27 protein-coding genes are annotated in these 25,509 nt (G+C 45.4%); 12 read left to right on the forward strand and 15 right to left on the reverse strand.

Translation table 11 applies throughout. The features are described from left to right. Nucleotides 1-342 precede the first annotated feature (342 nt). Entirely contained in the window at nucleotides 343-792 is a 450-nt protein-coding gene (locus QUA01_RS05910) for a nitrate reductase associated protein (protein WP_333087959.1), read from the reverse strand. A gap of 186 nt (nucleotides 793-978) precedes the next feature. Here QUA01_RS05910 and moaA point away from each other — a divergent pair, with 186 nt between their 5' ends. Then, nucleotides 979-1,968 (forward strand): GTP 3',8-cyclase MoaA, encoded by a 990-nt coding sequence (gene moaA, locus QUA01_RS05915; protein ID WP_333087962.1) that lies wholly within the window; start codon nucleotides 979-981, stop codon nucleotides 1,966-1,968. Nucleotides 1,969-2,005: 37 nt separating this feature from the next. On the opposite strand, the gene QUA01_RS05920 is transcribed toward moaA, so the two are convergent. The 6 genes from QUA01_RS05920 to QUA01_RS05945 all read right to left on the reverse strand — a co-directional run bounded on the left by QUA01_RS05920 (nucleotide 2,006) and on the right by QUA01_RS05945 (nucleotide 3,984). Beyond that, entirely contained in the window at nucleotides 2,006-2,224 is a 219-nt protein-coding gene (locus QUA01_RS05920; RefSeq protein WP_333087963.1) for a type II toxin-antitoxin system HicA family toxin, read from the reverse strand. 1 nt (nucleotide 2,225) lies between these two features. Continuing rightward, the gene (locus QUA01_RS05925; protein ID WP_333087965.1) at nucleotides 2,226-2,429 is read right to left on the reverse strand and encodes a type II toxin-antitoxin system HicB family antitoxin; all 204 of its coding nucleotides are present in this window, start codon (nucleotides 2,427-2,429) and stop codon (nucleotides 2,226-2,228) included. A 151-nt stretch (nucleotides 2,430-2,580) separates the two neighbouring features. Then, on the reverse strand, nucleotides 2,581-2,946 hold the full coding sequence (locus QUA01_RS05930; protein ID WP_333087967.1) for a DOPA 4,5-dioxygenase family protein: 366 nt from the start codon (nucleotides 2,944-2,946) through the stop codon (nucleotides 2,581-2,583). Nucleotides 2,947-3,069: 123 nt separating this feature from the next. Further along, nucleotides 3,070-3,402, reverse strand: a complete 333-nt coding sequence (locus QUA01_RS05935) for a DUF5615 family PIN-like protein (RefSeq protein WP_333087969.1) — start codon at nucleotides 3,400-3,402, stop codon at nucleotides 3,070-3,072. Further along, nucleotides 3,399-3,623 (reverse strand): DUF433 domain-containing protein, encoded by a 225-nt coding sequence (locus tag QUA01_RS05940; RefSeq protein ID WP_106332354.1) that lies wholly within the window; start codon nucleotides 3,621-3,623, stop codon nucleotides 3,399-3,401. The genes QUA01_RS05935 and QUA01_RS05940 overlap by 4 nt, the downstream gene beginning before the upstream one ends. Before the next feature lie 184 nt (nucleotides 3,624-3,807). Beyond that, nucleotides 3,808-3,984, reverse strand: coding sequence for a hypothetical protein (locus tag QUA01_RS05945; protein ID WP_333087972.1), 177 nt, complete (start codon nucleotides 3,982-3,984; stop codon nucleotides 3,808-3,810). 431 nt (nucleotides 3,985-4,415) lie between these two features. On the opposite strand from QUA01_RS05945, the gene QUA01_RS05950 reads away from it, so the two are divergent. Next, nucleotides 4,416-4,772, forward strand: a complete 357-nt coding sequence (locus QUA01_RS05950) for a hypothetical protein (protein WP_333087974.1) — start codon at nucleotides 4,416-4,418, stop codon at nucleotides 4,770-4,772. A 430-nt stretch (nucleotides 4,773-5,202) separates the two neighbouring features. Next, complete coding sequence (locus tag QUA01_RS05955; RefSeq protein WP_333087975.1) at nucleotides 5,203-5,673, forward strand: hypothetical protein; 471 nt, start codon at nucleotides 5,203-5,205, stop codon at nucleotides 5,671-5,673. A 271-nt stretch (nucleotides 5,674-5,944) separates the two neighbouring features. On the opposite strand, the gene QUA01_RS05960 is transcribed toward QUA01_RS05955, so the two are convergent. Continuing rightward, nucleotides 5,945-6,211, reverse strand: a complete 267-nt coding sequence (locus tag QUA01_RS05960; RefSeq protein WP_194061430.1) for a hypothetical protein — start codon at nucleotides 6,209-6,211, stop codon at nucleotides 5,945-5,947. A gap of 95 nt (nucleotides 6,212-6,306) precedes the next feature. Next, the gene (locus QUA01_RS05965) at nucleotides 6,307-6,480 is read right to left on the reverse strand and encodes a hypothetical protein (protein ID WP_333087977.1); all 174 of its coding nucleotides are present in this window, start codon (nucleotides 6,478-6,480) and stop codon (nucleotides 6,307-6,309) included. Nucleotides 6,481-6,720: 240 nt separating this feature from the next. Between QUA01_RS05965 and QUA01_RS05970 the strand changes: the two genes are divergently transcribed. Both QUA01_RS05970 and QUA01_RS05975 read left to right on the forward strand, forming a co-directional pair. Continuing rightward, nucleotides 6,721-7,002 (forward strand): hypothetical protein, encoded by a 282-nt coding sequence (locus QUA01_RS05970; RefSeq protein ID WP_333087979.1) that lies wholly within the window; start codon nucleotides 6,721-6,723, stop codon nucleotides 7,000-7,002. Continuing rightward, nucleotides 7,003-7,446, forward strand: a complete 444-nt coding sequence (locus tag QUA01_RS05975) for a type II toxin-antitoxin system VapC family toxin (protein ID WP_333087981.1) — start codon at nucleotides 7,003-7,005, stop codon at nucleotides 7,444-7,446. A 91-nt stretch (nucleotides 7,447-7,537) separates the two neighbouring features. Here the strand turns inward: QUA01_RS05975 and QUA01_RS05980 are convergent, their stop codons facing one another. After that, nucleotides 7,538-8,716 (reverse strand): class I SAM-dependent methyltransferase, encoded by a 1,179-nt coding sequence (locus QUA01_RS05980; RefSeq protein ID WP_333087982.1) that lies wholly within the window; start codon nucleotides 8,714-8,716, stop codon nucleotides 7,538-7,540. A gap of 634 nt (nucleotides 8,717-9,350) precedes the next feature. Here QUA01_RS05980 and QUA01_RS05985 point away from each other — a divergent pair. From QUA01_RS05985 to QUA01_RS06005, 5 genes are all read left to right on the forward strand, one after another. Beyond that, on the forward strand, nucleotides 9,351-12,140 hold the full coding sequence (locus QUA01_RS05985; protein WP_333087984.1) for a phycobilisome rod-core linker polypeptide: 2,790 nt from the start codon (nucleotides 9,351-9,353) through the stop codon (nucleotides 12,138-12,140). An 889-nt stretch (nucleotides 12,141-13,029) separates the two neighbouring features. After that, complete coding sequence (locus tag QUA01_RS05990; RefSeq protein ID WP_333087986.1) at nucleotides 13,030-14,406, forward strand: P-loop NTPase fold protein; 1,377 nt, start codon at nucleotides 13,030-13,032, stop codon at nucleotides 14,404-14,406. A gap of 510 nt (nucleotides 14,407-14,916) precedes the next feature. Further along, a complete protein-coding gene (locus tag QUA01_RS05995) occupies nucleotides 14,917-15,474 on the forward strand; it encodes an HPP family protein (protein WP_194070990.1) in 558 nt (185 codons plus the stop codon). 874 nt (nucleotides 15,475-16,348) lie between these two features. Continuing rightward, complete coding sequence (locus tag QUA01_RS06000) at nucleotides 16,349-17,326, forward strand: shikimate dehydrogenase (RefSeq protein ID WP_333087988.1); 978 nt, start codon at nucleotides 16,349-16,351, stop codon at nucleotides 17,324-17,326. A gap of 114 nt (nucleotides 17,327-17,440) precedes the next feature. Then, a complete protein-coding gene (locus tag QUA01_RS06005) occupies nucleotides 17,441-17,872 on the forward strand; it encodes a hypothetical protein (RefSeq protein ID WP_333087990.1) in 432 nt (143 codons plus the stop codon). A gap of 240 nt (nucleotides 17,873-18,112) precedes the next feature. On the opposite strand, the gene QUA01_RS06010 is transcribed toward QUA01_RS06005, so the two are convergent. From QUA01_RS06010 to QUA01_RS06025, 4 genes are all read right to left on the reverse strand, one after another. Next, nucleotides 18,113-18,400, reverse strand: a complete 288-nt coding sequence (locus QUA01_RS06010) for a YggT family protein (protein WP_194012794.1) — start codon at nucleotides 18,398-18,400, stop codon at nucleotides 18,113-18,115. A gap of 236 nt (nucleotides 18,401-18,636) precedes the next feature. Further along, nucleotides 18,637-18,960, reverse strand: coding sequence for a hypothetical protein (locus tag QUA01_RS06015; RefSeq protein ID WP_333087993.1), 324 nt, complete (start codon nucleotides 18,958-18,960; stop codon nucleotides 18,637-18,639). Between the two features lie 86 nt (nucleotides 18,961-19,046). Beyond that, on the reverse strand, nucleotides 19,047-20,213 hold the full coding sequence (locus QUA01_RS06020; protein WP_333087994.1) for an RNA-guided endonuclease InsQ/TnpB family protein: 1,167 nt from the start codon (nucleotides 20,211-20,213) through the stop codon (nucleotides 19,047-19,049). Between the two features lie 281 nt (nucleotides 20,214-20,494). Then, a complete protein-coding gene (locus QUA01_RS06025; RefSeq protein ID WP_333087996.1) occupies nucleotides 20,495-20,863 on the reverse strand; it encodes a YkgJ family cysteine cluster protein in 369 nt (122 codons plus the stop codon). Nucleotides 20,864-21,345: 482 nt separating this feature from the next. On the opposite strand from QUA01_RS06025, the gene psb30 reads away from it, so the two are divergent. After that, complete coding sequence (gene psb30, locus QUA01_RS06030; protein ID WP_106149210.1) at nucleotides 21,346-21,486, forward strand: photosystem II reaction center protein Ycf12/Psb30; 141 nt, start codon at nucleotides 21,346-21,348, stop codon at nucleotides 21,484-21,486. A 481-nt stretch (nucleotides 21,487-21,967) separates the two neighbouring features. Here psb30 and recJ read toward each other — a convergent pair whose 3' ends face one another. Further along, nucleotides 21,968-24,043: a single-stranded-DNA-specific exonuclease RecJ gene (recJ, locus tag QUA01_RS06035; RefSeq protein WP_333087999.1), complete on the reverse strand. Its 2,076-nt coding sequence runs from the start codon at nucleotides 24,041-24,043 to the stop codon at nucleotides 21,968-21,970. 329 nt (nucleotides 24,044-24,372) lie between these two features. Between recJ and QUA01_RS06040 the strand changes: the two genes are divergently transcribed. Further along, nucleotides 24,373-25,278 (forward strand): bestrophin family protein, encoded by a 906-nt coding sequence (locus tag QUA01_RS06040; protein ID WP_194070998.1) that lies wholly within the window; start codon nucleotides 24,373-24,375, stop codon nucleotides 25,276-25,278. The last annotated feature ends 231 nt before the right edge of the window (nucleotides 25,279-25,509 follow it).

A 25,509-nucleotide genomic window follows, 5' to 3' on the forward strand; every position in this document is an offset into this window, starting at 1 on the left:
GCTACAGCTCGTACACTTCAGATCGAATAATACCATGTGCAGGTAACATAACTTAAAAAAAAATGAATTTTTTGATCGGCGTCAGAGAAGAGTAGAGCCGAGGTACTGTGGCGAGGCAAGCGTGCATAGCATAAACGTTTTACGCTCGTAGCAGGCAGCGGTTGTATCACAGATCGATCGCCCTTACCACAATCACTGTTTTTATACGGCAATTATATTTTTTTTTGATGTATTTCTCAATATATATAATCTTTTAATATAATGCGGATCAGTCTCCGATCTCGCTCCTCTGTAGAACAGGTGTCTGGTCGGTAAATTTCTGCGGTTAATTAAAACTCCAACTCATTCAATCACCTTAAACTCTCGAACAGCCGGGATGAAATTTTTATTCTCGTGGCTCGATCGACTAAGCTTAATCAAAGCAAATCGCTGTAGAGGCTGCAAACTCGCCCACTGGGCCAAAGAAATTGTCACGCCGAGCTCTTGCGCTTTTGCAGAAACAGACTCCGGTACAGTTGCAGCATCCATCCACGGGGGATTTTCATCAACCGCCAAATCTGTTCCCGGTTTGCCTGTCTGTTGAATTAATATTTGATTTAGCTTTTCTCGGTAATCAATAATTTCTGCTGGTGTCAAGCAAGGTTTCTCTACAAGCATTTGACGTTCTGCTTGGTTAAAATGATTCCAATCCTGCAACTTCAATTTAATGCCGCAAGTATCTAACTTGAGACGTACTTGCATGGGGATGCAGCGCAAAGCTTCGACAAAATCAGCTTCAAATTCAAAGAACATATAGTTAGCAAGTTTATTTTAGTTGTGAATGATATTTTTTTTATTAACCGCAGAGGGCGCAGAGGGCGCCCAGGAAGAGAGGAGGGGGAAGGTGAAAAGAAATTGATACAGGTTTATTGCTCTCTATCAATAATTGCAGAAAATGCGATCGGCATTTATAATTAAATAATATTACAAACTATTGACATGGATACCGTAGACTACCTTCGGATTAGCTTGATAGACCGCTGCAACTTCCGCTGTCTCTACTGTATGCCGGAAGGTAGCGAGTTGGACTATGTATTGCAGCAGCAGTTGTTAACTCACTCGGAATTGCTAACTCTGTTGCGGGAAGTTTTTATACCCGTGGGATTTACGAAGTTTCGGTTGACTGGTGGGGAACCGCTGCTGCGCCCTGGGGTGGTGGAATTGGTGAGGTCGATCGCCTCAATGCCGGAAACGCGAGATTTGTCAATGACAACTAATGGCTTTTTGCTGGCGGGAATGGCGGAAAATCTCTACAATGCTGGTTTGCGCCGGATTAATATTAGTTTGGATTCGCTGGAACCGGAGACTTTTGATAAGATAATTGGTAGTCGGGGACGATCGCGCTGGATGCAAGTTTGGGAAGGAATTCAAGCGGCTTATCAAGCAGGATTTGACCCGCTGAAATTGAATGTTGTGGTGATTCCCGGTGTGAATGACGGGGAAATATTGGATTTGGCAGAATTAACAATTAACCGGAATTGGCACGTTAGATTTATTGAGTTTATGCCGATCGGCAATGGCGACTTATTTGGCGATAAAGGTTGGGTAGCATCGGCAGATTTGCGGCAACAAATTAGCGATAAATACGGGTTGGCTGAGTCGGGAGTGCGCGGAAATGGGCCGGCGGATGTGTTTCAAATTCCGGGGGCGAAGGGCACTTTGGGATTTATCAGCCAAATGTCGGAGTGTTTTTGCGATCGGTGCAATCGGATGCGTTTGTCTGCTGACGGGTGGCTGCGGCCTTGTCTGCTGAACGAAACTGGTCAAATTGACTTAAAAACTGCTTTACGGGATGGGGTGTCTACAGGCGAATTGCGCGATCGAGTGCGGCACATATTAGAGATTAAACCGGAGATTAATTTCAAACAGCGAGATTCGGGAACTACTCAAGGAAATTACAGCCGCACCATGTCTCAAATCGGCGGGTAAACTACCCGAAATCGATCGCTCTCAAAATACATTATACCTAAGACAAACTTTGTAAATCTTCCTCAGATAGCTGGGCTGTTTTCATCAAGGCTCTTAAGGTTCCAACTTTCAAATCTTGATTCCGGTGAACTGGAATTGACAAAATTTGTTCTATTTCGGCGTTTTCATAGATATGATGACTGCCAGTAACTCTTTTCAAAACCCAACCTTTCTGCTCTACTATTTTGCACAGTCGCTTTCCTGAAATAGATTTCATTTCATACAGCAATTTCAACAACTTTATCTGTGGAGGCAATTGCTTCACGACTATTAGCAACATCGAGCCAACCGACCATCGCATCTTTTAAATTAGCCACTACTTCTTCCATAGTATCTCCTTCGGTAATACACCCAGGAAGTGCGGGAACTTCAGCCCAATAGCCACCTTCTTCTGCGGGATGGATGATTGCTCTAATTTTCATACATTTATTCAGTCATTTGTTAAGGATATTATAACTATTATTAGTAAATACAGGAAATTACAGCCGCACCATGTCTCTAATCGGCGGCTAATTATCTCTTATCAGCGATAAGTCAGTCTGAACTAACGCCCTCGCCTTGCGCGCGGATCGATCATAAGCTGGCGTTACCTGTCCTAGGTCGCAGGACTTCGACATTCAACTCTAGTTTCTCTCCTAGCCACAAAGAATGTTTCGTATGGTCTGCCACATCGTCGCCTGTTTCAGGGTGAATGAGAATATCGAGCCCCTCACGATTCAGCATTAACCAGGGAACCACTTTGCCAAACTGGTCTGGTAAAAATGCAACTTGATACATTGCTTGGGGGTGGGGGCCAATGGGTTTGTCATGCCAACGCCCAAGCTGCACCTCAAACTGAGTCAATCCTTCTCGTACACGCGCTGCGGCATCGCGATTATCAGCGTCGAAGTAAATATGTCCATGAAAACCAACGATGTTAATGGTGTCTTCTTTCATCATTTTCAGTGGATTATTGAGCAGAGATCAACAACTTTATATTAGCTTAAGTTGCTGGATATTTTCTTCACTCCTGTAAACTCCTTAAGTTGATATCTCCTCAGTCTTTGCTTTTTTGGTTTCATGCTAGGACAATACCAGTATACTCTCTGCTTCTCTATCTCGAAACTGACTAATGATGTCGATTTCATCTCGCAGAATTTGAACAATTTTAGATGTTGAGCAATTGCCAACACGGAGATAAATAAATTTGGGAGGATGACCGTAAAGTAAACTCCGTTGATGAAAGTCAGAATCTTTGGAAACAATCACAAAATCATTTGCCTTTGCATATTCCCAAATTTCTGCATCATCAGTATTTGTCAGTCCTAGGGTCTTGACATGAGCAGAATCGGGATACAAACCGATAATTCTTTGAAGAATTCTGTCTGAGAGGTTTTCGTCCAACAGTAGTTTCACAGGGATGCCACAAATAACTTTTTTTCACGATCTGCGGCAAAAGCAAGGCAGGCTTTGATGTCGGCCGAAGTTAGTTCTGAAAAATCTTCCAGAATTTCTGCTTCCGTCATGCCACCTGCGAGATATTCTAAGATGTCGTAGACGGTGATTCGCATTCCCCGAATACATGGTTTGCCACTGCGTTTTCCCGGTTCAATTGTGATGATGTCGTGGTAGTCCATAAAGCAATATTTGGTACTAATAAGCGTAATTATACCTGTAAATAATCCTGGTTTGTTTAGGTCAGGATTTCAGGTTTGAGCAAGTAGTGAGAAAAAAAGAACCCTGACGTGAAAAGTAGCCAAGGCGGATCAGTTTTCTCATGGTCTGCGGCAAAAGCAAGACAGGCTTTGATGTCTGCCGAATTTAGTAGGTTTTCCACCAATAAGACTCCAAAATTGGCGGCAGTCCGATCGACACGGGGCGATCGGCTCGACATCTCCGACGGCTGGCACGGCTGCCACGGCTCCAAAATTGCACCATATAGCGCGGTGTGGGTGAGTTTGAGGTAGATTGGATGGTGAGGACTGCCACGGCTGGCACAATTGCACCTAACCACGGTTGGAGCGGTGGGAGTGTTGTGGGTCTAGCACGGTCGCTCGGAGAGATCGGACTGTTGCCAGTGTCGGAGCGGTGGCGGTCGGAGCTAGCTTTTTTGCGTCACACTCGCACGTCACAACCCACAGCTTTTTTAAAAACTGGTAGAGGTGGGATCGCTGCCACGGTCGCAGCGGTCACATACAGAAAACCCTTTACAGTAAGGGTTTAGGGTTATTTTGTGTGTTTTATGTAAATCGTTGATGTCATCTACTAGACAATTCACTTTTTTTAGGTAATCATAAAAGTGAAATAAGTTACCTATCCCAGGTTAGGAAATATGGGAAAGCTACACCTTAAGCAATATTATTGCTGATTGGAAAGCTTTGGTGCGTTTAACCTACAACGAAACTCAATACTTTTACCTAATAAGCGTTATGCTAACTTTTTCTGTTGGTTCAGTAAAAAATGCACTTAGTAAAGCACTAGAATATTTACCTGATTTTAGTGACATGAATCCTTTTCAAAAAGGTAAAGTTATTGACCAAACTTTTAAGTCCATACTAAAGGATTTGATGAATCAGTATGGTATGACACCTAATGTTGATTATGTTGATAACTTACGAGATAATGAACCTGCCACTGACTTTGTTGCTTTATCTGTAAGAGCCGATCAACTGATTACAGGCTTAATGGATGGCAAGATTATAGCTATCAGCGGTCATGTCCGAAAGGACAAGTCGGGAAATCATTATCAGGTAAAAGCACACTTCCGTAACAAAAAAGCATCTTGAGCCTAGCATTGCGAGAAAGAAACATACAAAAATTTGAAATTCAGTCAACTTTAGAAAGGTAAAAATCAACACAAATGGATTCAAAGTTTTTCGAGAGTGGCAATTATATATATGAGTGTAAAACTTCTCCTGGGGTAAGGATGGGAGAATATTTCAACACTTCATATCTAAGGTCATCAATTAATAAACTCAAAGCACGGTGGAGTACAGGAAATTTACCTAGTGGCTATCGATATGTATTTCCAGTTAACTACCTCGATAATGAAGCGGTGATACTCGTACAAAATTTACAGAAAGAGTATCCTGATGTTGATATTAGGTATTATGACTGCGATCAAGTTCAGAAACTTATAGCTAGTCTTAAGAAAGTAGGAGATATGAAATCTCTAGTTGACTACGTTGAACAAGCAAGACAATAAGGAAAATAATTATGTCACAAGATTTACACTTCTACAAACAAAAGATTTTAGATGAAGATGTAGCGCAAAAATTGAAGCCAGAGGAAGTTTCTGAAATGATAAAATTTCTACTCAATAAATATGATGTAGAAGGTGTCCACCAAGATTTTCTAGAAGTGTTTTTTAAGGAGTTGGAAGTTTTTTCTATAGATATAAGTGGGTATGATTCAGAAATTGAAGAATTGGTCAATTCAAAAAAGGTGGAGTTAATCCCTGAAAATTCCCGAAGATTTATGATGAATAAGAATGTTTGGGGTGTCATTGAAAAGATTATTGATAAGGAGTGTAGTAATATTTGTAGTGGCGAAAATAACTCCAAATCAAAATCAAAAAGTGATAATGTATATAGTCAAAAGCTAGATAAGCTTTCTACGATAATACAAGATTTTTGTATTTTAAAAGAAGCTTTTAAAAGAAACTCACTTTTTGTTGATATTCACTAATCATTTACTGTTCTAAGTTCTAGGCGGGGAAACTACACTTTTCCCGCCTTTCTTTTTTATAGCGGTTTGAGGCTTTACATCAGGTTATGCTCTTATCCTGATTTAGTAAAATAACGTGCCTGATATTTGTTGGTCTTCTTAACTGGTTCCCAGGCTCTAGCCTGAGAACCGAGATCCAGAGGCTCTGCCTCGCTAGCGGATAAAAACAAAAACAGGAGGCAGATGCTCATGGAATGTGTTCCCAGGCCTTAGCTTGGGAACGAGCAAACACCTACGCTTTGCGCTTCCGACGGCGAATCAGCACACTCATGACTTGCTTCGGATTGGCTGCACGCTGTACGGGACTCCAATCGCCGACTTCGGCAAATCCCAGGCGGTACAAGGTGAGTATGGTTTCCCTGACACCCTTGGGCGAACCTGTCACCGTTACACACACCACATCCTGTTCCGATTCTGCTGCTGAGTCGTCATTTGGCCGATCCTCTTCGAGGGCTGCGCTAACGAATTTGTTGTCGTCAGGCAAGAATTCCTGTGACATAATTATGTTCTCCTGGTTTTAGGTTTTCTAGAAAAACCCAAAAACCCAGCCGCCCCGCTTTTCAACGCATAGCAGGGCGGCTACAGAGAGTGTTATCATACTCCGTTAGCCTCCAGACTGCTGATACCAGTTTGGCGGTTAGCTGTCCATTGCTGCTCGCAACAGCTTTGGGCAGTGCAACTAGATTTTTGGGCGACGCGGGCTACTTCCTCTACAAGCAAAGCAACCTCTAACTTCAAAGCGTAGCCGCAGACGGGGGCCTGTGTCAATCCATTTGGGATTTTGGATTTGGGAAAGGTGCGTCAGCTTTGAGATTGCTTCACTACCTTCGCAATGACAGAAAATCCTAGTACCTGCATCCAGGATTAACTGGTTCCCAGGCTAGAGCCTGGGAACGAGCAATCGCCTACTTCCTAGGCTTTGCGCTACAGTTATAATATTAAAATCAATTTAAAAAGTGCGATCGACCCCGCTATCATCAGCCCAAAAACTTGCACTCAAGGATAATTATGCTGCACAATCTTCAGCAATCTCACCAACAAGAGATACAGACTATTACTCAAGTTTTGGCAAAAATCACCAACCGCACAGCGGATCAGATTAAACCATTACTAGATGCGATGCTCAAACAGCTAATTGAACCTCAACAACGTCCATTTTATGAAACAGCTACCCCAACAGAATGGTCAATAGCATTTCAAGAATGGGTTGACAGTCATCGTACCCTAAATCTCCCCACTCTTTCAGATGAAGCTATTAGCAGAGAGAGCATTTATGGAGACAGAGGTTAAATGCCGTTTCTCGTAGATACAAACATACTGCTACGTAGCATCGATACAGCACACCCAATGAATCCTGATGCCGTTAATGCCGTGATTACTCTGCGCGATCGCGGGGAACAACTTTATATCGTACCCCAAAATTTGATCGAGTTTTGGAACGTTTGCACGCGCCCGCTCCAGAGAAATGGATTAGGGCGTACTGCAATAGAAGCAGAGGCAGAAATTAATCGCTTAAAACAGCTTTTTCCTCTGTTGTTGGATACCGAAGCAATTTATCAAGAATGGGAGCGACTGGTGATAACGTATAAGGTTATAGGTGTCAATGTTCATGATGCGCGGCTAGTTGCTGCTATGCTAGTTCATGGTTTAACCCATATCCTAACTTTTAACATTGCTGATTTCGCTCGTTATTCACAAATTACGGCTGTTAATCCTCTAACTGTAAAGCCTTGATTAATTAGGAATTTAACAGAAATGGTAAGGTGCGTCAGTTCGAGATTATCGATTGTTAGCGAAAATAACGGCAAGTGACGCACCCTACGACTCAACTTGGTGTTAGCAAAATGAGCTGTTTTGATAAGATCGATCGCACTTCATCCAATCCCATTTCCACATCCGCCAAAATCTCTCCCACAGTTTTGGTATTGCAACCTTGCAAAAACTCAAATTCCGCACTTGACAAATTGAGCAATTGGTAATTGCAATCAAACACTTGTTGACTAGGCCAACCGTGCATACAACTACTCAACTCTGGAATTGCCCTCAAAAGTGCCTTATCGTCCGACCAATCAATTTTATTAACAGGCTTTTTGCCCAAGAAAAACTCGTAATGAGTGATTTCCGTATCCAACAATTCAATTAATCGATAAAGCTCCCGTTCCGTCAAACCCTGAGCTCTTTCTATCAATTCCGGCGCTTTCCCCAAAAGTCTTTCTAACTGCCAATATCCCGGATTTGAGAAACCGATAAATTCCAATCCCGAAGCATCAATTAACTCGAACAAAGTCTCGATATTGTAGTCAATTTCCTGCGGGTGAACGTACATATCAGCAAAACATTCGTCTCGCTGATTTTCTCCTGCCCAACGCTGTTTTTCGTACTTGACAAGACGGTTGTTTTCTGGTAAGGAAGCAAAGATTTGACGGCCGACTTTCACACCATCGGGATAGTCACCTTTTTTCGGGCCTTGGAGAAGTGCGATCGCCCTTTGCATCAGTTGAATCTCCCAGCGGCCGAGCTGGGAATACACAAAAATGTGCATCAAACCGCCCGCAGCTAACTTCGCCGCCAGCGCTTGAATGCCCCGGATTGGATCGGGTAAGTGGTGCAGCACTCCCACGCAGTTGATCAAATCGAACTCTCCCTCTAACTCGGCGGCGTCGTAGATGCTGAGGTGGCGAAAATCGGCTTCTCGCGCCCCAGATCGCCGACAGCGTTCTTGTGCTACCTTCAAAGCACCCGCACTCAGGTCGATCGCCGTCACCGAAGCTTCAGGATTGAGGTGAATCAGATAATCGGTGCTCGAACCAGTGCCGCAGCCAGCGTCTAAAATCCGAACATCTAGTTTTGGCGGCTTTTGGCCAGTGCAAAAATTGTAAGCATCAGGCCAACTCCAGCGCCAGTTGTACCCAGGCGGCGGTTCATCTGACAAAGGATCGGGCGGAAAAGGGAAAGTATCGTAAAGCCGCCGCACGGCAGCACTGATATCAGGCGTAGTATTCATAGGTGGGTGAGGGGTTAGTGCGTGAGTTTTGAGATTGTCCCGAGCTCCGACAGAAGGGCGCTACGTGGTAAACTGTTATTGTTTCGCGTGAGTCAATCTCAAATCAAAAATCTCAAATTTCAAATCGACTGACAGTTGGCGCGTAATAAAACTTATCATTTTTTCTCATATAAGCTCTCGTGAATCTATACAATAAGTCTCGACAGGCTTTTTAACAAACGAGGACTGTCAATCACCCAATGCTGAGCTTTCGGGTAAAACGGAGGCGTCTTTCGGCAAAAAGTAAAAGGCCCAGCAAAAGGCAGAAGAAAATTTTGGATTTTCTTGTTCCTGAATAAACGGCAGTTGCTGCGATCGCCCGCTCGCGAGCTTTCCTGCAAATAATTTTTGCCGGGGGTCTAGGGGCAAAGCAAGGGCGGAGGAAGTGCCGCGTGCCTGTCTTCGGGTCGGACATTTCCCGGCAGAACGAAAGATGAAACCAAAACATTTTAATCTAAGAAAGTAAGCGCCCCAACCTCTTCAAAGGTGAAGGCAAAAAGTAAACAAAGCAAAATACCTAGTTGTACTTGCATGAGAAGGCAAGGTTAGTCTGGGTAAATGCTGTAACGATTTAGATAGGGAGCGAAGGAGTCTAATGACTGTAAAAGCAAGTGGTGGAAGCTCAGTTGCGCGTCCGCAACTATATCAAACTGTACCGGTCGCAACGATTTCGCAAGCAGAACAGCAAGACCGCTTCCTACAGCGGGGCGAACTTAGCGAACTGGCAACTTATTTCAGTTCCGGTGCGATGAGGATCGCAATTTCTGAGACGCTGACGAGAAACTCAGAACTGATAGTGTCTCGGGCCGCCAACCGAATTTTTGTCGGCGGTTCCCCACTGGCATTTTTGGAAAGACCGGCAGAACCTGTGATGGCAATGGCTGGTGCGGCTCGTGGCGGCTCGGTTAATGTCTCTGATGGCATGAAACTGGGAACTGTTACCTACGTTGAAGGTCGCGCGGGTGGCGGCGGCAACGGCAACGGCTCTGGTTCAGGTGGCGGATTGTTGGGCTTGGGAAATCTGTTTTCGACTAACGGCGGCGGCGGCGGCGGCCCAATCCCAGCAGGATTTCAACCGATTAATGTCTCGCGCTACGGCCCGAGCAACATGACCAAATCTCTGCGGGATTTGAGCTGGTTTTTGCGCTACATCACCTACGCGATCGTCGCAGGCGACCCGAACATTATTTCGGTGAACGTGCGCGGATTGCGGGAAATTATCGAAAATGCTTGCTCTTCCGCGGCTACAATTGTGGCAATGCAGGAAATGAAGGCTGCATCCTTGGGTTATTTCAAGAATGATGAGGCCGGACGCACGATCGTCGCACAGTATTTCGACGTAGCAATTACCGAATTCAAAGCTCCGACACCCTCAGACAAGGTGCGCCAGCGGGAAACCAACGACCAGCAAGGGCTGCAACTGCCTCAAATCTACTTCAACGCAGCCGAGAGACGATCGAAATTCGCGATGAAAACCGGTCTGTCGTCAAGCGAAAAGCAAGAAATAGTCAAAGCAGCTTACCGCCAAGTATTCGAGCGCGACATTACCCGCGCTTACAGCCAAAGCATTTCTGACCTGGAATCTAAGGTCAAAAACGGCGAAATCTCGATGAAAGAGTTTATCCGCCGTTTGGGTACATCTCCTCTGTACCGCCAGCAATTCTACGAGCCGTTTGTCAACAGCCGCGCTGTAGAACTGGCAGCCCGCCACTTCCTGGGCCGCGGTTTGAGCTCGCGGGAGGAATTTAGCAAGTATTTTGCGATCGTCACCAAAAGCGGCCTCGCAGGCCTCGTAGACGCAATGGTTTATTCCCAGGAATATTCCGACTACTTCGGCGAAGAAACAGTTCCTTACCTGCGCGGTTTGGGCCAGGAAGCTCAGGAATGCCGCAACTGGGGCCCACAAATTGATCTGTTCAATTTCAGCGCTCCGTTCCGCAAAGTTCCTCAGTTCATCACCTTGTTTGCTGGCTACACCCAGCCGCTACCAGACCAGCACGTTTACGGTGTTGGTAATGACCCCTTAGAAATTCAGTTCGGCGCGATTTTCCCGAAAGAAACTCGCAACCCCAAGAGCCGTCCGGCTCCCTTCGGCAAAGACACCCGACGCATCCTGATCCGTCAAGGTGCTGGTATTGAAAACCAATTGAGCAACCCGGATGCCAGGGGTAAGGCTCCAGGCTCTCTCGGCCCCAAGGTCTTTAAATTAGACCAGCTCCCCGGTGGTTACACATCTCCGAAAAAATCAACTCGCGGTGTCTCTAGCGGCTACAGCAGTGCTTCTAGTGTCAAATATACCGAAAGCTCCACCCAAGCGGTGATTCGGGCTGCTTACCTGCAAGTGTTCGGCCGCGACGTGTTCGACGGCCAGCGCCAAAAGGTGGCGGAAATTAAGCTGGAAAACGGCGACATTCCGATGCGCGAGTTTATTCGGATGTTGGCGAAGTCTGACGTGTTCCGCAATATGTACTGGAGCAAGCTGTACGTTTGTAAGGCGATCGAGTACATCCACCGCCGACTCCTGGGACGCCCTACCTACGGCCGCCAGGAAATGAACGCTTACTTTGACATTTGCGCCAAGAAGGGTTTCTACGCGCTTGTCGATGGCATCATGGACAGCATGGAGTACAACGAAGCTTTCGGGGAAGATACAGTCCCCTACGAGCGCTACGTGACTCCGGCTGGTTTGTCGATGCGGACGATGCGTACAGGCTCCTTTGGTGAGAAAAAGGTCAACCTTGAGACGGCGACAGAAACACCTCGGTTTGTTGAACTTGGTACTGCCAGCTCTCCGGGCGATATCGAGTTACAAACTCGGATTGCTCAAGGTGTCAGCAAGCGGCGCGAACAAACTAAGGTGTTCAAGCTGACGACTACTTCGGACAAGGTAGCTTTGAAAACTTTAATTCAAGCTGCTTACCGTCAAGTTTTTGAGCGCGACATCCATCCGTATGTTGTGAAGAATGAATTCACGGCGCTGGAAAGCAAACTGGGCAACAATGAAATCAATCTCAAAGAGTTTATTGAGGCTTTGGGTTGCTCGTCGCTGTACGTGAAACAGTTCTACGCACCTTATCCCAACACTAAGGTGATTGAGTTGGGAACGAAGCACTTCTTGGGCCGCGCTCCTCGCAATCAAGCGGAGATTCGGACGTACAACCAAATCTTGGCAAGCCAAGGGATTAAGGGCTTTATCAACGCGATGTTGAACAGCGTTGAATATGCTGAAGCGTTTGGCGAGGATACTGTTCCTTACCGCCGCTTCCCGACTCTCCCTGCTGCTAATTTCCCGAATACTGAAAGGCTGTACAACCAGTTGACTAAGCAGAATGCTGATGTTGTGGTTCCGAGTTTTGAGCCGGTAGCAGCGATCGACAGAAGTTAGATTGATTTGAGGTTTGAGATCTTAAATTAGTTGTAATTTAATGTCTCAAATTAGTTGAGGGGCTGGTGTAGTTACCAGCCCTTTTTTTGTTTGTTGTATAGTTTGGAGTTTTTTTACCGCAGAGGGCGCAGAGGGCGCAGAGTGAGGAAGGAGAGGGAGGAGAGGGAAGCGCGATCGCGCATTAATTTATTGAAGTTGGTACAATTCGAGTATCTGTTTTATTTTTGGCTGTTGTTTTTCTGATTTTCTGAACGCCAGCCAAATGCGATTGTTGACGGTGGGTGAGGGTTTGAGGATTAGAGTTAATTGCTCTTAAATATCGATTTCCGATCGCGAATTATTATCTGTGTTTATCTGCTTAGCATCTGCGGTTGACCTATAAATAATATCAATTCCGGTTGCACTCCTCATGATGTTGACTGTTGACTGTTGACTGTTGACTGTTGACTGTGAATCGAACAACTGAAAATTCCGCCGAGATAGGTGGCGACTGGTAAAAATCATTCATGAATTGCCCTCTAATTTATCACCTGACGATGCAGCCGGAAACGATATAAAAGATATATGCAATGCAAATCGATTCGTTAACCGTAATAAAATACCCTCTTTCGAGAACATTACCGTCCATTCTTCGTCTTTGATTTTAATATACAAATTCGCGGAACCTGTTTGTAGTGATCGCTTGAGTTTTCTTGAAAACTACAGGACTAAAGTCCTAACGCTTGAACCAACTGTATTTAAGTAGGAGTTTTGATGGCGGTTTCCGCTATACATCTAAATATTTATCGCCCAATAAAACATTAAAATCAACTGGCAAATTGTTCGGATTAGTACAACAGTTAAATGAAGAAGTTATTAAGGCATAATATTATCAAACAGAGAACAGGGTATGGAACTAAATTTACAGAAATTTTATAAAGCTTGCAATCCCAGCTACACCCTGGCAGTAGCAAATCAACAAGACCGACAATACTATATCGATTTCTCTTCAGTGCGGGGTGGCACAATCGTCGAACAATTGGAGCGTACCATCAGCCGTCTGTCCCCCGATGCACCTACCTGTCAACTATTCACAGGTCACATCGGCTCTGGTAAATCAACAGAATTGCTGCGGCTGCAAGCTCAATTGCAGCAGCAAGGATTTCATGTGGTTTACTTTGAGTCGAGTAAAGACTTAGATATGGCAGATGTGGATATTACTGACATTTTGCTGAGCGTTGCTCGTCAGGTGAGCGAAAGCATTGAGAAAATGAAAATCAAGCTGCAACCGAGGGGTTTTAAAGCTTTGCTTAAAGGGGTTGCTGATGTTTTTCAAACTCAAATAGACTTGAGCGCTGAAGCTAATATCCCTGGTTTTGGGGAAATAAATGCCAGCACGGAGGGAGAATTTTCTCTGGCGTTGGGAATTGGCAAAATTACTGCTAAAGCGAAAGATGCTCCGAATCTGCGATCGGAGTTGCGGCAATATTTGGAGCCGCGTACTAATGTAATTTTAGATGCACTGAATAAGGAGTTACTCGAACCGGCAAATCAAGAACTCAAACGCCAAGGAAAACAGGGACTTGTGGTAATTATCGACAATCTCGATCGCATACATCTGTGCGCGAAACCGACGGGGCGCTTGCAGCCGGAATATCTGTTTGTCGATCGCGGGGAACAGTTGGCAAGACTAAATTGCCACATCGTGTATACAATTCCTTTGGTGCTGATTTTCTCTAACGATTTGGGTCAATTGACCAATCGCTTTGGGGTAGATCCGAAGGTTTTGCCGATGGTGCCGGTGCAGTTGAGCGACGGTTCTGAGTGCTCTGAGGGTGTGGAATTGCTGCGACAGATGGTTCTGGCGCGGGCTTTTCCGACGGTGGAACCATCTGGGCGCTATGCTTTGGTTGACAAAATTTTCGATTCTGCTGAAACTCTCGATCGCCTGTGTCGAGTTAGCGGGGGCCATGTCCGCAATTTGCTGCAACTTTTGTATAGCTGTCTGCAAAAACAAGACCCTCCTCTGTCGCGGGAAACTTTGGAAAATGTGATTGTCCAGCGCCGCCACCAGCTTACTTTGGCGATCGAAGCTGATGAGTGGAATTTACTGCGCCAAGTATCCGCTACCAAAACTGTCAACGGAGAAACTAAATACCAAATTTTGTTACGCAGTCTCTGGGTGTTTGAATACCGTTACGGCGAGGATTACTGGTTTGATGTCAATCCGATTTTGGCGGATGCAAAGGAGTTTCGCGAAACTGAAGATGTGGCGAAACAGCTTTGATTTGTCAAATACTCATAACGCTAATTAATGCCGTTGCTGAATCAAGGTTTGATATACTCCCCGCCCGCTTATGTGCGGGGATTCTTGACACTTCATTTGTCGATCGACAGTTCTTTTAAGTATTATTACTGATTGACAAATGCAGCCAGTGTCTTAACTTATCAGGAATGACCGGAAAAGGGATCTCGCACGGCTAAACCAGAGGCCGCTCCAAAGCGTGGGTGCGATCTGTCAATTCATGCTTACTCGGTATCGCACCTGACAAATAACCTCTCGTTTTACCCAGAGCACTCGGAGGGCGACGGGTGAAGTTTTGCCGTGGCCGGTAACGTATGTTGCACCGAGAAAACTTGCTAGTCTGTTCCAACCGAGTTGCGAGCTGCGGCTCAAATTGCATAGAAGTAAAAAAATCTGTGCGTTTAACTACTTTTTTACGAATTGTTATGGTATGTTAACTTTAGTAGAGGCTGGCTCAAACAATTTAAAACGCCCGGTTATCAAATAACGTTTATGGTTGACCCTAAAAAAATCCTGCTGCAATGGGAAAGATATTGGTTTAAAATCCTTGGTAGATGGCAATCGTGTGCATTGACCTGCCCCATAGAAAGACCTCATCACCGACATATTGTTTGGAGTTGGATTGGCAGTTTTTTGGCAATTACCGCAACGTCCTATCTTGCTGTAAAAACTAATTCTCCTTTACTAATGGCTCCGTTTGGCGCTACAAGCGTTCTAATATTTGGTGTGCCTGACAGCCCCTTGGCTCAACCCCGGAATGTGATTGGGGGCAATTTCTTAGCTGCTTTAGTCAGTTTAATAATTCTGCATTTTTTCGGTTCTTCTCCCTTTGCGATGGGCATAGCAGTTTCTAGTGCGATCGGCATTATGCAGATGACCGGCACTCTACATCCGCCTTCGGGAGCAGTTGCGTTAGTCGTCATGATGACCAAACCAGACTGGCAATTTTTGCTAACACCTGCTTTTGAAGGATCGATGATCTTAGTCTTGTGCGCCGTGATATTTAATAATTTAGCGGAAGAAAGGACGTATCCCAATCACTGGCTATAGCATGGTCTCTGATTAGTTCAAGTTATAAGTACGATCGCAATTTCATATATAATTTCTGGGCGGGTGACAAAGATATTTAGGAAATAGACTGTTAGGAGGGTTGCAGCACGCAACCCTTTTCTATCGAAGTCGCATTTATTTGGAGTTAATGTTATTAACTGTTGCGCCTATTCAAAATATTTTCGTCGTGATATCTGGATGTGAAAATTATCCCGCGCTCAAAAAAAATATTCAGCACCACAATGGAAAGTGTGTGAGTCCCGATAGATTGGGGGATTGCGAATATACTATTGATTTTGGGGACAGAATTTTTGCCCTAGGGATGAAGAGGTGATTATTAAGTAAGGGTTTTGATAGTCCATCGATGGCGAGAAAAAATGGACGAGACTAGACTCAAGAGATATCGAAAAAATTTACAGGAAAGATTAACCGGAATTTTAAATTGAGCGCTAGAAAATAAAGGTGATATCTGCTTACGAAAAGCCTAGGATTGGCTGATTGACAATGTAGTTATATTTCTGGAAGATGCGATAATTCCACCCAGGAATAATCAGAGTGAACTGGCGATTCTGATGAGTGTAATATTTGGTCGCGTGGCTAAGAGCTTCGGTTTCGAATGAATCCGGGATGGGGAAAGCAGCGGTACGTTCAGTTGTCAATACTGGCAAAGGTTTGGGTTGAACTGCCGATCGATCTGTTCAACCAGCGCTCCCTACTAATGGCTCCCTTTTTTTCCTGGTTGAGCAATTACCAAAAAATGTATAATAGCGCTATCAAAATCATTCTTGATTCTTCTTTTCTGCTTCCATCAAAAGCCATCGGTTAAATCGGTTAAAACAATCGGTTGCCGAACTTCCTTCCACCTCAAACTACTATGATTCAAGGCACTACTAAACTGCTCGGAGTAATCGGTCATCCCGTCACACATTCTCTGTCGCCGGCGATGCACAATGCTGCTATTGCTCACTTGGGAGTCGATTTTGTTTATCTCCCATTTCCGGTAAAACCAGAGGATTTAAAGGCTGCGCTTGCAGGATTTGCGGCGATCGACCTTCGGGGATTTAGCATCACGATTCCGCACAAACAAGCCATCTTACCGCTGCTGTCGGAAGTTTCGCCGATCGCCCGGGCGATCGGCGCAGTCAATACCGTCTACCGAACTGACAAAGGCTGGTGTGGCACAAATACTGACGTAGAAGGCTTTCTCGCGCCACTGCAACCCCTCCCAAACTCTCCTTACGAAGGGGGGGCTAAAGACGCGATTTCTCCCTTAGAAAACGACGATACGGCTGTGGGATCCAGTCCCCCCCCTTACCAAGGGGGGGCTAGGGGTGGTTCCGATTGGAGTCAGAAAGTAGCGGTAATTTTGGGGAATGGCGGGGCGGCGAGGGCTGTTGTGGCTGGATGCGCTCAATTGGGATGTGCCGAGATTCACGTTGTCGGGCGCAGCGCCCAAAATTTAGCGGAATTTCAGCAGAGTTGGGTAAATTCTCCGATGCCGATGCAAAATTTGCAGGTGCATACTTGGGAGAATTTGTCAATGTTAATTTCGCAGGCGGATTTGCTGGTGAATACGACTCCTGTGGGGATGCACCCGCACGGGGAAAAGTCGCCGGTTTCTGCTGCTGCGCTCGATCAACTGGCAGCAGGTGCGATCGCCTACGATCTAATTTACACCCCGAATCCGACTCAGTTTCTCAAAGATGCACAGCAAAGAGGGGCGCTAGCTATTGACGGACTCGAAATGCTCGTTCAACAAGGAGCAGCCGCCTTGAAAATTTGGCTGGACACAGAATCAGTTCCAGTCGATGTGATGCGCCAAGCCCTGCGGCAGCATTTAGGCTTAGACTGATGCTATTTGTGTGGCGGTAGGGAAACCGCGCAGTGCTGTTTCCCTAAAGATGTTGAAAATTAGATCGTGAATTCGCGCTAAGCTGGGAATTAAAATATACTTGCGCTGCAATTTATGAAATTTCGAGCTATCAGTCTTTTTTTTGCTACTTGCGCGATCGCAATTTTTAGTTTGGTATACACTCCGCCCGCTTGGGCTCTGACACAGATCAAACTTTCAGATCTTTCTTATCGCGAATGTCCTGCCGAAATGGCAGAAGGAACAGTCACTAGCGGCAGTTCTATGGAAGCTAACTGCTTTTTGATTACTGGAAAAGCGGAAAATAGTAGCGGTAAACCTGTTGTCAATGCCGATATTTTCGGCCGCATTTATGATGCAGATGAAAATCCGGTGATGCAAAACCGAACTCGCTTGGGTTCCATCGCAGAAGTTCCTCCCGGAGTTAGCGATTTTCAGATCAGAATTTCGGTGTCCAGCAATCAGCGAACACCTTTGAAGCTCAAGCAATTTAAAGCTACAGGTTTTACTGGCGTGGTTCGCCGCTAACAAAACTATTTGAACTTTTGGGTTGGCTACCCTGAAATTGCGATGCAGTTTTCGATTTTTGCTTGTAGATTTTAGATTGTTGAGTGGCTGGCAATTTCTAATTTCTAATTTACAACCAAGAACTCCCCAGCTTTTCAACCGGGGAGTTCATCTAAGAAGGTCAAATCTAAAATTTAGTTGCCTGCAGCTACGTCTGCCAAACAATTTACGCTTGCTGCTTAACAAATTAAGCTTTTTTAACTACAAGGCTGTTTGCAAGCTGGTTAAAAGACCGATCAAGAATTCGGAGCCAAACTGAAGTAAAAAGAATGCAATCAGCGGCGAAAAGTCAATCCCTCCTAGGGGTGGAATAATCGATCGGAACAGATTTAGGTAAGGATCTGTAAGCTGACTCAAAATCGAAAACGGGGGATCGTACCAATTGATGTTGGGGAACCAGCTTAAGAGCACCCTAGCAATCATTAGGAATGTATAGATTTGCAGAAATGTGGACAGCGTGGTTGCCAAAAGACCTATGGAATAACTCATATATTCTGGTGGAAGTTTGAGTAAAGTTTACAGACGCTTCAACTTTAAGCTTAGCATAGCTGGGGGAGCGGGCGAGGGTGGGAGCATCCCGATTTGGTAAAAATGTTGTTTGGGAGTGCGATTTTCCGGCTCGCTGGTGTTTGTCTCTGGCTTCGTGCTGTGCGAGCGAATCACTCCCCCGTGAAAGTCGATCGCCCGGATGCAACTGGCATACTAATCTACAATTTTAAATTGACTCAGGAGTCTGGGGCGATCGAACCCTCGCTGCTGTGCGCTGGCCCATTCCCGTTGACATCGCCTAGTTGCAGCCGCACGTCATCGATGGTCTGATTTAGCTGGGCAATTTTATCTTCCAAACTCAGCCTTGCTACTTCCATCCCTTCGGCTTCGAGTTGGCTGGCTTTTTTCTGGCGGATCTTTCTTACCTCTGCTTCTGAAGGTTCACTCAGCAAAGCTTCCGCAGCGCGCCGCGACAGCAAAGCGCCGAAAACTGCGCCCACCAAGCCACCAACTGCGGCTCCGGCAATGAATCCCCCTGTAAAACCTTCTCGATTGCTCATGGCTCAACTCAACTGCGCGATATTTCCGTAATTTATTTATTGTAAATTACCCAGCACTGACCTGAGTACAGGTACAGTGTGGGCTTTCAATAGCCCGCTCGACGATCTTGCAAATTGCAAAACAATCTCGAACCTTCGGGCTTATTTACGAAAGCCCCAATAGCAGCAATATTTTTACTGCCGTTTAAGTCGGAATCACCTTTCCATCCACAATGACCACAAGCAAACTTTTTGCCGTTCCTATAAGATTCACCCCGTACAGGATGAATGTGATTGCACTTGTGGCACATTTGACTGGTGTATCTAGGCTCGACAAACAAAATCTTGACGCTATGCTTTATAGCTTTGTAGATTAGGAATTGACGCAACTGAAAGAAGGCCCAGCTATTGCTAAGTCTTCGCTCTTTTTTCGAGCGCGGCTGCTGATTTGTGCGTTCCCTAATTCCCGTCAAATCTTCCAAAGCGATAACTTGATTTTTGTTTTGAGCTTTAGTTACGATACGGTGACTGATAGTGTGATTTACCAAGGTTTGAAAGCGTTTTTCCTTGCCCGATAACCGTTTCAACAATTCTCGACATCTGCGCCGAGAACTCCGCGTGCCTTTCGTGGCTTTGCGTTGGAGATTCGCTCTCAACTTGGCATAATGATTTCTAACTTGGGTAATTTGTTTACCGCTAAATGTATCTCCATCAGAAGTAACTGCAATATCAGTCCTACCCAAATCACAACCCAAAATTTGATTGCTTGGTGGAGGCTCGGCTGGTTGAGATTCAAGCTGAATATTAAGATAGTAACTACCATAAGAGCGTTTGCACAAAGTAGCAGTCTTGGGTTTTTGACCTTTTAGCAATCCAAGTTGGTAGTTTCCGATAGCCAGTGCAAACCGTTCCCTACCACCAGTAGTAGTTAAACTTACTGTCCAATCTTTTTCCCTAAAAGAAAAGATACGAGCATCGTAAGTGACGCTAGTAGGAGCAAATTTATTTACCGATTTCCCATCTTTTTTAGCTGTTTTTCTGTTGCCAGAAACCCGCCTAATAGCGTGGATTGCCAACTGCGCCGAAAGTCCAAACTGAGCTCTGACATTGTGATATACCAAGGATTGCATTGCCAATTCATTTGTCAGAGTTGGCGGTACAGTTTGATTCACATATTCACAAGCGTTAGCGAAGGCCTTACAGGTTGCATCAATTTTGATGGACTGCTCAGGCGTTACTTGGAGCTTGCAAGATACTGTCAGGACTTGTTTCATGACAAGATTGTATCACCTGTTGAAAAAATGTTTGTAGATCATTTGTTTAGCGGGTACGCCTCACGCGCATTCCTCCGGTCACTCAACGGAGTACCGTTAGACTGCGGGACTCATGCTGATGCGGTTGACACTATCGGCTGGAGAAACCGCCAGACGATCGTTCTATTTTAGATTTTAGACTCCGGCGCGAGAGGTTCGGCGAGCGTCGAAGGATTTGAGATTGAAATGCCAATCGCCAAAAACGATCGGGACATACCAAGCCCAAAGAAGCTTCAAGTCGGTTAATTACCGGGTAAGGCGAGAATTCCCACTTCTGAGTTGAAGCGGATCATCTCCAAAGATCGATCGCCATAAAGGTCTTCAATGTGCTCCTTGCAGCACTCGATCGCGAAATCGTTCAACTCGGCCGGCTCAATCCCGTACATCTCCTCAAACACCTCAGAGTCTACCCGACAAAAGCGCGGTCGATCGGCGTATATTCCGCATTCTCGCGTAGTTCTGTCAAAATTGATACACCAACCGTCATCTCCGACCAAGCCCAAATATAGCTCTAATTCCTCAGCAGACAAATACTCGTCTAAGTCAGGGCGCTCTGTTGGTTCTAGGTAACAACAAGCACCGCATTGTTTTACGCAACGCCAATTCGCCATAGTTCGATTTTAGATTTTAGATTTTAGATTTTAGATTTTAGATTCTTCGGCTTGCTTCGGCTAGGCCAGCGGACAAGTCGCGAGTGTACAAGTTTTAGAGTTTAGATACTGCGACGGAGGCCTACAAGTTTGAGATTTTAGATTGGGCCCGCTAGCGGGAAAATCGGAAACCCCAGAATATTTCAGCTTTTGGTAGTATATCAAGTGCCAGCGCCGGAGGCGGGAAAGTCCCGGCTTCGGATGCGTACAAAATCCTGGTTTACTCGCTCGCTCGTTCATTAGTTCCTCTCGGATTCTCTTCCCCTATCGAGCAATAGAGGAGTTTTTGACCGGAATGCGCGATCGCTGGGAGGTCGATCGTTCTTTACATTTTGTTGAATTTTGTAAACTTCCTTAAAAAATAGGGACAATAGCCCGGTAAAATCAGAAGCGGATTTTCTAATTGAACAATCTAGACTTAATAACTACAGTCAGGAGGACACATGGACTTTATAACCGATCTTTTCAGCGGCCTCGACGGTGTAAACTACCAACTCATTGTTCAAGTAGCTTTACTCGCAGCAGTCGTGCTTTCGGGCCCGATCGTGATTTTTCTATTGGCCGCTAAAGGCGGCGATCTGTAATTATAGCACGCTAGGTGGCGATCGAGAGTTGGGAGTTTTGGTTTTAAATGTGATGCACTCATTCCCAAAGCTCGATCGGCAATCGATTTGAGATTTTCCATTTTTCGATTTGAGATTGGGGCATTGAAGGATTGATATCATGTCCGCTCAATTAACCACACGCGCGTCAGGTTCGTAGTGCGGACGACCGTCCGCTCTTCCAACAGGTTCGTAGTGCGGACGACCGTCGGCTCTTAAACAAAGGAGTTTCGGGCGCACTACAAACCGTTTTTGTTAGAGTAATCAATCCGACATGAGATGAGGGATCGGTGAGTATCTCCTTTGAGAGATCGAACTGCGATCGCATCTAAAATTTAAGCTCGATCGCAACAGTTCGAGCCAAAGTAATATAGATAGGCGGGAAAGAGCCTTTCTTTACCGGCGACTTCTATAAAAAGAGAAGTGTGGCAGATGTTTGAGTTATTAAATGACAACCGCTAAATCAAATACCGAGGGCGTGTTTAGCAGTTTGAATCAAATTCTCAAAAAAAGGTAAAGATACATCGACTTCTCTAGCATCGAGGCGGGAGTTGCCCAACAAACCGATGTTTTGTCCGGGTGCAACAGCCAAAACTTGCCCTTGAGAGTTGCGAATTCTCAACTCCTCTTGAGAACCGGCGGGAGACAGACTGCAAGAATAAGTGCGATCGCAATAATCAAACTCAACTTTTCCAAACATCGGCGGCCTCGAACTAGCAGCACTAGCAGGCAAGCGGACACCCAACAATTCTAACTCAACCGATGTCTTGCCCTTAAAACTATTTTCCCGCAATCGGTAAGCAATATCAACCCGCCGAGGCAAAGGAAAATATTCCCCCCAACGCCAAGCAATCCCCTTCACACTAGGCGAGCCTTTTTCATCTTGAGTTGCAGTTAGTTTAACGTGGCCTCCTTTACCCACAATTTTCTGTTCCGCAATGCAAACATTAGCCGTCCAAAATACAGGAGCTTTATTTTCAATTCCGCAAGGTTCCAAAGCATCAATTTGTCGGTAAAGATCGAGATTAATCTCAGCCAAATCCGCTCGCACATCTACAGAAACCAGCGGTTTGAGGTGTTCTGGCTGCAAACATTGATTGGCAAAAACTGACAGTTGATGGCGAAATTGTTCGAGATTCTGGGCCGGCATAGAAAAACCGCCAGCCGCTTTATGTCCGCCAAATTTAGTTAACAAATCAGCGCAAAAATTCAGCCCGTCAAATACATTAAATTCAGGAATTCCCCTCGCCGAACCCCGGATGATATTAGCCTTTTCGCCACCCTCATCCTCAAAAGTACCGATAAAAACGGGTACGCCGTAACGTTCCAGCAACCGAGAAGCCACAATTCCGATCACCCCGTGGTGCCAACCGGGTTGCACCACAACTAACACCCGTTCCTGCTGCAAATCGAGATCACTTTTCTCGCACCAAGCAATCGCTTCCTGCTCAATTTCCTGACACAACTCCTGCCGGCGCTGATTGATTTGTTCGCACTGCATCGCGTTTTTGAGTGCCAATTCGCGATCATCCGTCGTCAGCAACTCGATCACAATTTGAGGGTCATCCAGCCGCCCCACAGCATTAATCCGCGGCCCCAGCCGAAAACCAATATCTTCAGGCTTTAACGTATTATTAGCTTGACTTTTTGAATTAAAAAGAGGTAAAGTTTCCGCACTTCCCGCCTGTACTCCCGCCACCTGAATCAAAGCTTGAACCCCCGCCAATTGCGAGTGAGGCAACAGTCGCAAACCCCGCTTTACCCAGCGGCGATTAACCCCAGTCAAAGGAGCTAAATCCGCAATAGTTCCCAAAGTAAATAACTCCAGCAGCGGATTTACTAACCCACCAACTTTATTCAAATCTTGAGCTAAAGTAATCGCCAAAACATAGGCAACACCTACCCCAGCCAAGCCGCGATAAGGCGAAGATTCCGCAATTAATTTCGGGTTGAGAATAGCATCCGCCGGCGGTAGTTTTGGTGGCAAATCGTGGTGGTCTGTAATAATAACTTTAACACCGAGTTCTCTGGCTCTGGCAACGGGCCCATAGGCTGCAATCCCGTTGTCAACTGTCAGAATCAGAGCGACACCTTCAGCGTGAAATTCTTCTACAATGCGATCGTTAATCCCGTAACCTTCTCGCATCCGGCTGGGAATAGCATAATCCACATTTGCGCCCAAACTCCTGAGAGCTCGCAGCAACAAAGCCGTGCTCGTCATCCCGTCAGCATCGTAATCGCCGCAAATCGCAATTTTCTGCCCTCCCGAAATCGCCTCCCGCAACAATTTGACACTCGCAGCCAAATCGGGAAACTCATCCATTGGCGCGGGCAAAACCAGAGATTCCGGTTCGATAAACCCTTGCACTTCTTCAACAGAATCGATACCTCGGTTAATCAGTACCTGTGCTAGCAAAGACGACAAACCGATTTCGGCGGCAAACTGTTCGGCTTGCTGCGGTTGAGGCGCATAAATTTGCCACCGTTGGTTGGGCAATCGGGGAGAATTCGGGGGCAAAGATGTCGGTAGCTCTTGCACGGAAGCTGAGATATTAAAGATACACAACCAATCTTACCTAATTAAGTGCATCAGTCAATCAATTTTAGATTTTAGATTTTAGATTTTAGATTTTAGATCGATCCTAAAGATGAATTTTTTGGGTAAAATCCAAAGGTTGTTTGTAGGAAAGCTTTTTTCGGAAGCTCTCACCGCACCCCAATAGGGATACCAGCGCCCTATAGAAGTTGTGAAAAGCCCCAATTTTAGACCAAAGTTCCAACCCCCAGATTGCACCTGCCCTTGTCAATCGCCAATCGAAAATAGACTGTGGGCGCAGATGAGTGATTTAATTTTATGAGGAGAATTGCATGAATGTCGATCGACCGTCTTGGTTTAAAATTGCATTACAGCTTCGCGGCTCTGTCATTCTCTCAATTTTGCCCCGGGTTTTACTGTGCGGCGGCTTTGGAATTTTTATTTCCCTGCTGCACTTTTTGAAATGGCCGGTTTCCTTGCCCATTTTATCTAGTATTGTACCGAGTATTGTGCTGGGTTTACTGTTAGTTTTTCGGACAAACACAGCCTACGAGCGATTTTGGGAAGGTCGGAAAATGTGGGGAACCTTAGTCAACAACGTCCGCAATTTAGCGCGCCAAATCTGGGTAGCAATTGAGGAAAAAGACCCGCAGGATAACACCACCAAAAAGTCAGCCCTGCGCCTGTTGCCTGCCTTTGCAGTATCGATGAAATTGCATTTGCGCCAAGAATCAATAAATTCAGAATTGGAGCCGTTGATGTCCCCATCGCAGTATCAAAAGCTCAAGTTGATGAACAATCCGCCGCTAGAAATTGCCTTTTGGATTGAGGATTATTTGCACAATCAGTACGAGCGAAATTGCCTCGATGTATATCAGTTAACTGCTATGAAGGAGTTGCTCAGCTCTATGATTAATGTATTAGGTGGCTGCGAGCGGATTTTGAAGACACCTATCCCTTTGGCTTACACAATTCACCTGAAGCAGCTATTGTTGATTTACTGTTTGGCACTACCCTTTCAAATGGTGAAGGACTTGACTTGGGGAACCGGCCCTGTTGTGGCTTTAATTAGTTTTACTTTGTTCGGCATCGAAGAAATCGGCATTGAGATAGAAAATCCCTTCGGTCACGATGACAATGATTTGCCTTTGGACAATATTTGTGCTGCCATGCAGCGCAATATGGACGATTTAATTTCTTTATCTCCTAGCGTTCACCAACAGGTGAAAGATAAGTAGAGTCATTAGTCATTAGTCATTAGTCATTAGTCATTAGTCATTAGTCATTAGTCATTAGTCATTAGTCATTAGTCATTAGTTGTTAGTTGTTAGTTGTTATTTGTTATTTGTTAGTTGGTAGGGGCGGTGGATGGTGCGTGCCCGCCCTCAGTTGTTAGTTGTTGGTTGTTAGTTGTTAGTAACTGTAGGGTGCGTCGCTATTGAAAATTACTGAAAAAAATCGATAATTGA

This window comes from Microcoleus sp. S36a_B3, from assembly GCF_036700745.1.
Lineage (GTDB): Bacteria > Cyanobacteriota > Cyanobacteriia > Cyanobacteriales > Microcoleaceae > Microcoleus.

Excerpts from the sequence above, each read along its gene's own strand:
- QUA01_RS06025 (WP_333087996.1), bottom strand. The coding sequence starts at position 20,863 with ATGGCGAATTGGCGTTGCGTAAAACAATGCGGTGCTTGTTGTTACCTA.
- QUA01_RS06015 (WP_333087993.1), bottom strand. The coding sequence starts at position 18,960 with ATGAGCAATCGAGAAGGTTTTACAGGGGGATTCATTGCCGGAGCCGCA.
- psb30 (WP_106149210.1), top strand. The coding sequence starts at position 21,346 with ATGGACTTTATAACCGATCTTTTCAGCGGCCTCGACGGTGTAAACTAC.
- QUA01_RS06040 (WP_194070998.1), top strand. The coding sequence starts at position 24,373 with ATGAATGTCGATCGACCGTCTTGGTTTAAAATTGCATTACAGCTTCGC.
- QUA01_RS05910 (WP_333087959.1), bottom strand. The coding sequence starts at position 792 with ATGTTCTTTGAATTTGAAGCTGATTTTGTCGAAGCTTTGCGCTGCATC.
- QUA01_RS05950 (WP_333087974.1), top strand. The coding sequence starts at position 4,416 with ATGCTAACTTTTTCTGTTGGTTCAGTAAAAAATGCACTTAGTAAAGCA.
- QUA01_RS05985 (WP_333087984.1), top strand. The coding sequence starts at position 9,351 with ATGACTGTAAAAGCAAGTGGTGGAAGCTCAGTTGCGCGTCCGCAACTA.
- QUA01_RS05925 (WP_333087965.1), bottom strand. The coding sequence starts at position 2,429 with ATGAAAATTAGAGCAATCATCCATCCCGCAGAAGAAGGTGGCTATTGG.
- QUA01_RS05940 (WP_106332354.1), bottom strand. The coding sequence starts at position 3,623 with ATGGACTACCACGACATCATCACAATTGAACCGGGAAAACGCAGTGGC.
- QUA01_RS05995 (WP_194070990.1), top strand. The coding sequence starts at position 14,917 with ATGGTTGACCCTAAAAAAATCCTGCTGCAATGGGAAAGATATTGGTTT.
- QUA01_RS05920 (WP_333087963.1), bottom strand. The coding sequence starts at position 2,224 with ATGAAATCTATTTCAGGAAAGCGACTGTGCAAAATAGTAGAGCAGAAA.
- QUA01_RS06005 (WP_333087990.1), top strand. The coding sequence starts at position 17,441 with ATGAAATTTCGAGCTATCAGTCTTTTTTTTGCTACTTGCGCGATCGCA.
- QUA01_RS05960 (WP_194061430.1), bottom strand. The coding sequence starts at position 6,211 with ATGTCACAGGAATTCTTGCCTGACGACAACAAATTCGTTAGCGCAGCC.
- QUA01_RS06020 (WP_333087994.1), bottom strand. The coding sequence starts at position 20,213 with ATGAAACAAGTCCTGACAGTATCTTGCAAGCTCCAAGTAACGCCTGAG.
- moaA (WP_333087962.1), top strand. The coding sequence starts at position 979 with ATGGATACCGTAGACTACCTTCGGATTAGCTTGATAGACCGCTGCAAC.
- QUA01_RS05980 (WP_333087982.1), bottom strand. The coding sequence starts at position 8,716 with ATGAATACTACGCCTGATATCAGTGCTGCCGTGCGGCGGCTTTACGAT.
- QUA01_RS05970 (WP_333087979.1), top strand. The coding sequence starts at position 6,721 with ATGCTGCACAATCTTCAGCAATCTCACCAACAAGAGATACAGACTATT.
- QUA01_RS05930 (WP_333087967.1), bottom strand. The coding sequence starts at position 2,946 with ATGATGAAAGAAGACACCATTAACATCGTTGGTTTTCATGGACATATT.
- QUA01_RS05975 (WP_333087981.1), top strand. The coding sequence starts at position 7,003 with ATGCCGTTTCTCGTAGATACAAACATACTGCTACGTAGCATCGATACA.
- QUA01_RS05955 (WP_333087975.1), top strand. The coding sequence starts at position 5,203 with ATGTCACAAGATTTACACTTCTACAAACAAAAGATTTTAGATGAAGAT.
- QUA01_RS06000 (WP_333087988.1), top strand. The coding sequence starts at position 16,349 with ATGATTCAAGGCACTACTAAACTGCTCGGAGTAATCGGTCATCCCGTC.
- QUA01_RS06010 (WP_194012794.1), bottom strand. The coding sequence starts at position 18,400 with ATGAGTTATTCCATAGGTCTTTTGGCAACCACGCTGTCCACATTTCTG.
- QUA01_RS05990 (WP_333087986.1), top strand. The coding sequence starts at position 13,030 with ATGGAACTAAATTTACAGAAATTTTATAAAGCTTGCAATCCCAGCTAC.